Here is a 2,719-nt window from a genome sequence, read left to right as displayed (position 1 = left end):
CAACAGCAGAACCCGCAAAACGCTGGTCAACAAAACCAGGAGCAAGCATCCTCTTCTGAATCCCGGTCTGGCGAACAGCAACAGGAAGATCAGAAAGAGCATTCTCTCTCTGGTGAACAGGATCAAAAGTCTGAACAACGGAAGCCAGCAGAGAACCAAGAGCTGCAAAAGGCCCAGACTGGAGAACCTGAAAAACAGGGCGATCAGAAGCAACAGGCACTGGGTTCTCTTGAACAACAGCAAACCACCAGCCCGGATCAGCAGGCCATTGAAAACTGGTTAAAAACCATACCAGACGACCCCGGTGGTCTACTTAGGCGAAAATTCCTTCAGCAACAACAGAGAGAGCAAAAAAGACAACAGGAGCAGTCATGGTGAACTCGATCTTTTCCAAACTCAGTAAAATACTGGTCCTGATGACAGGATTAATTCTTTCTGTCCAGGCGATGGTTGCCCTGACCGCCTCTGTTGACCGGACTCATCTGGCAGGATACGAAACTCTGGAACTCACACTCAGAACCGATAGTGACACCAGTGCTGCCCCTGATTTGTCACCTCTGGAAAATGACTTTGACATACTGGGGACTCGACAAAGTCGCCAGATTCGCATCATTAATGGCAGAAACGAATCCTGGCGAGACTGGGTCGTCACCCTTTCCCCTAAAAAATCCGGCCGTTTGCTGATACCCAGCCTGCAGCTGGATGGCATGACTTCTAAAGCTATCCGATTGGAAGTATCTGACACGCCCACTGAACAGAAAGCCGGACCGGGGGGTATTGACCCGGTTTTCATTCGCACCGAGGTCAGTGACGAAAAACCATATGTTCAGCAAGAGGTGATCCTGACCCTGAAGATTTACTACCGGGTCCAGCTTTACGACGACCGTCGACTTTCACCTCTGAATATTGATGGTGCTATTGTGCAGCAACTGGGTGAAACCCGAAATTATGAGACAGTTCTGGACGGAACCCGGTACGGTGTCTTTGAGCTGAATTTCTCGATTCATCCTCAAAAACCAGGTTCGGTGGACATTCCCGGCCTTACCTTTTCAGCCACCATGCCTGACGACCGCCGGGACAGTTTTGGCAGTATTTTTTCAATGAGTGGCAAACCCGTTGCGGCTCGATCTGCCGAAATCACCCTCAACGTCCGGCCACAACCAGAGAGCTTTAAAGGTTCGGTCTGGCTGCCTGCACGAAAACTGACCCTGACCGATGGCTGGAGTGCACCATTGGACAAGATCAAGGTAGGCGACGCCATTACTCGAACCATCGTCGTAGAAGCTGAAGGACTCACGGGGGTCCAGCTGCCTGCTGTGACTATGCCTAAACTCGATGGCGTCAGTGCCTACACGGACAAGTCCACGTCCGACGATAAAGCGACTGACTCGGGTGTTATTGGCAGCCGAATAGAAGCCATCGCTCTGATTCCAACCCGTCCCGGAAAAATTGAACTCCCTCCGGTGCAGTATCAATGGTTTGATACCGATGCCCAGACCGAGAAAGTCGCTACGATTCCTGCCAAAACCATTACCGTGCATCCTTCAGAAAACCCTGAAGTACTGACAACAACCCCTGAGATTCCAGTCCAAACCACCGAAAAGACTGAAGAAACAGTCTGTCCACCTGCTATTGCTAATATCACTACCCAGAGGCCCTTCTGGCTATGGCCTTCATTATCTGCCCTGTTTGGATTACTCTGGCTGATCACTTTATTGGTTTTGTGGCGATGCAGGTCTTCTCAAAAGCCAGCGGTTGAGTCTTCTGACATTCCTAAATCCCAGGGATTCAGTGAGAAAGAAGCCTGGCAAGAGTTTGAAAGCGCCTGCAATACCGAAGACCTCAATCAGATCCGCGGATGCTTTGTTAAATGGGTGCAAACTCTGTCTGGCAATTCAAGATTGACGACTATGGATAGGTGTTTGAAAAAACTCAACAGTGATCCATTGGTGACTTCATTCAATCGGCTTGAAGCCAACCTCTATTCCGGCCATGAACAAAAGCTCGATACAAAGGCACTGATATCACTGTGTAAACAACTGCGCAAAGAGCAAAAGAACGGTGAATCAAGCCATCAAAACGGTCTTAACAGCCTCTATCCGGATTAAAACTCATCGGAGGCTCTCAGGAGCCTCACTATTTAACTTTCTACACCTCTCACTGACTGCCATGCTAAAAAAGCTCTTCCTGCATATTCTGGTCAGCTTGAGCACCTGGACTAAAAATAAGACTGTGCTCCCCTTCGATTAGCAAGGATGTTCAAAATTAATGCGTTATAATGGCGCCCCTTTTATTTGCCACGGCAAACAATCATTATTTCATCCGTAGTTTATTAACTCGCACTTTATCATTGCTACTGATGGTCAATATATGGTGTCCATCGGCGCTGAAGATGGCTGATTTGATCTTACGTTTATGGACAATGATGGCTTTTTCGACCCATGCCCCATGACTCTCCTGACCAATGATTCTCGCATTACCATCCTTACTGACGGTCAACACAAGGCAGCCGTCGTTGCTGAACGTGGCTGATTTGACGCGACGATTATGGGAAATAGTGGCTCTCTCTACCCATGATCCTCCAGTCTTAAGACCATAGATTTTCGCCGTGCCATCCTTGCTGGCGGTCACCACATGGCGACCATCGGGACTGAAGGTGGCTGATTTGACTGGACCTGTATGGAGAATGGAGGCTTGTTTAGCATGGCAGACAGTGAGA

The 2,719-nt window shown here is 49.0% G+C and carries 3 protein-coding genes; 2 read left to right on the top strand and 1 reads right to left on the bottom strand.

Going from position 1 to position 2,719, the window contains the following annotated elements:
- Together KDK18_RS00395 and KDK18_RS00390 are read left to right on the top strand one after the other, a co-directional pair.
- Nucleotides 1-378, top strand: a 378-nt coding sequence (locus tag KDK18_RS00395) for a hypothetical protein (RefSeq protein ID WP_257252393.1), incomplete at its 5' end; no start/stop codon positions are given.
- Nucleotides 372-2,108 carry a BatD family protein gene (locus tag KDK18_RS00390; RefSeq protein ID WP_257252392.1) on the top strand — a complete coding sequence of 579 codons (1,737 nt, stop codon included), beginning with the start codon at nucleotides 372-374 and terminating at the stop codon, nucleotides 2,106-2,108. The genes KDK18_RS00395 and KDK18_RS00390, both read left to right, overlap by 7 nt.
- 205 nt (nucleotides 2,109-2,313) lie before the next feature.
- Here KDK18_RS00390 and KDK18_RS00385 read toward each other — a convergent pair.
- The coding region (locus tag KDK18_RS00385) for a WD40 repeat domain-containing protein (protein WP_257252391.1) at nucleotides 2,314-2,719 on the bottom strand (406 nt) is incomplete at its 5' end.

It is taken from the genome of Endozoicomonas sp. SESOKO3, from assembly GCF_024606255.1.
The sequence above is the reverse complement of the archived record's forward strand: the minus strand, read 5'-3'. Positions and strand labels throughout refer to the sequence as shown.

Bases quoted from the DNA above. Each gene is read 5' to 3' on its own strand.
- KDK18_RS00390 (WP_257252392.1), top strand. From the start codon at position 372: ATGGTGAACTCGATCTTTTCCAAACTCAGTAAAATACTGGTCCTGATG.